The sequence below is a fragment of the Sphingobacterium sp. T2 genome (assembly GCF_000814685.1).
In the GTDB taxonomy this organism is placed as follows: domain Bacteria; phylum Bacteroidota; class Bacteroidia; order Sphingobacteriales; family Sphingobacteriaceae; genus Sphingobacterium; species Sphingobacterium thermophilum.
In genome coordinates, this window is the sequence record NZ_JXAC01000313.1 from 1 (window position 1) to 662 (window position 662).

1 protein-coding gene is annotated in these 662 nt (G+C 47.1%); it reads right to left on the reverse strand.

The window, feature by feature from the left end:
* Nucleotides 1-629, reverse strand: a 629-nt coding sequence (locus tag SD31_RS14465; RefSeq protein ID WP_231561711.1) for a tyrosine-type recombinase/integrase, incomplete at its 3' end; no start/stop codon positions are given.
* Nucleotides 630-662 lie beyond the last annotated feature (33 nt).

A 662-nucleotide genomic window follows, 5' to 3' on the forward strand; every position in this document is an offset into this window, starting at 1 on the left:
ACACTGCGGACGGAATACCGCCCTCCGTACCGACCTTCAAAAAGGTAAGTCTTAGGGCGATACGCTTTATAATACTCCCGCAGCAAATCCAGCACTGCAGACGGTAGTGGTACATACCGGTCTTTCTTTCCTTTACCCGCTTCGATGAGTACCTGCATCCGTCCACTGTCGATGTCGCTCACTTTCAGATTGACAATCTCACTTACTCGCAGCCCCATTCCGTAGCACAGTTGCAACATCAGCAAATGCTTCTGGTTTCGTACCACGTCGAATATCCGTTTTACTTCCTTTTGGCTCAACACCTTTGGCAAAGTTGATGGCTTCTTCGGCCGTGGGATTTCGGCAAAGAAGTCCGGTTTATGGAGCACCTGTTCAAAATAGAATTTGATGGCGTTGAGCCTGCTTTGCAGCTGGCTTTCCGAAATTTTCAATGTATTGATGCAATAAAGGATGTAAGCACGGAGACGGTCGTAGCCCAGCGAATCAACGGGCACATCTTTCAAAATATACAGTAGCTGTGCAAATTCGATCATGTATGTCTTTATGGTGGATGGACTATAGGCTTTCATCTGCAACACATCTTTCATGCGTTGTAACTCCCGAGCATTTACGGGTGACAATTTGGACAATACCCCTTTGCCAACCGGTGGAATTTCCATCCC